This is a genomic window from Paenibacillus phytorum, assembly GCF_013141715.1.
Classification (GTDB): domain Bacteria; phylum Bacillota; class Bacilli; order Paenibacillales; family NBRC-103111; genus Paenibacillus_E; species Paenibacillus_E phytorum.
Map to the genome: position 1 here is coordinate 1 of NZ_WHOA01000053.1, position 1,001 is coordinate 1,001.

General features: G+C 47.2%; 1 protein-coding gene. It reads left to right on the plus strand.

Annotated elements, in window-relative coordinates:
* Positions 1 to 177 precede the first annotated feature (177 nt).
* Positions 178 to 1,001, plus strand: an 824-nt coding sequence (locus GC098_RS41995; protein WP_246358488.1) for a phosphotransferase, incomplete at its 3' end; no start/stop codon positions are given.

Consider the following 1,001-nt stretch of genomic DNA (forward strand, 5'->3'; position numbering starts at 1 on the left):
ACTAGTTAATTAGACGGCATTTTCCGAATAGATGTGTAGCCATAATAAAATATACATTCGGGGAGCGGGTTGCTTGGACGTATGTAATGATCGGGACACCAATCCGAATCGATTTTAATAAAATAGGAAGTGTACATTCTAATGTCCATTCAGGAAGGAGAATGTTTCTTGCCCAGTATGGTTAGCAGCAGCAAACTGATATTAGAACAGATCGCTCATTCTTACGGGTTCTACATCAGAAAAATCCGTCCCTATCCCTCACAATTTAAAAACATTGCCGCATTCCGGATATCAACCGATAAAGGAAACTACATGATCAAGCCTTTCATCGGTTCGCGGGACCGTCTTTTCCAGCTTTCCTCTTATGCGTCAAGATTGCGCAGAAAAGGTTTTCACGGCATGCCGAAGTGGCTTAAAACCCTTTCGGGGAAGCATTGGGTAAAGAAGCGTGGAAAGCTCTATTACGTAACGGAATGGATAGATGGGAGGGACATTCTAAGCAACAAGGAGGAGCTTGCCAAGTTGGGGGCCGTGTTAGCAAAGCTGCATTCCGTTTCCCGAAGCTTCGGGCTCGCTCCCCGGTCCGATTCGCTAGTCCGAGAACTTAGGAAAAGCCACGCTGCGTTTTGCAGCCGGCTGAAGGTTCTCCGGCGTAAATCCTCGAAAGCGGGAAAATGGTTTCAAGACCGTGGGGATCAATGCATGAAATTGGGATGGGATGCCCTGGATTCTTTAAAAGCAGAGAGGATTCGCTCCAGGCTGCAAAAGGAGAGCCGGCACCCTCCGCTTGTGCACGGGGATGTTACTATTCCAAATGCGCTTAAATCAAAAGAACGTATCTATTTAATTGACTGGGATGCAATGCGGCCGGGATCGGCTTATTTGGATTTAGTGGTGGCGCTAACCAATACGACAGAATTTAATCTTCCGAATATGGCTGCTTTCCTTAGCGGGTACGAACAGGTTCGTCCACTGACCCGGAGCGAGAAAAAGCTGATCAG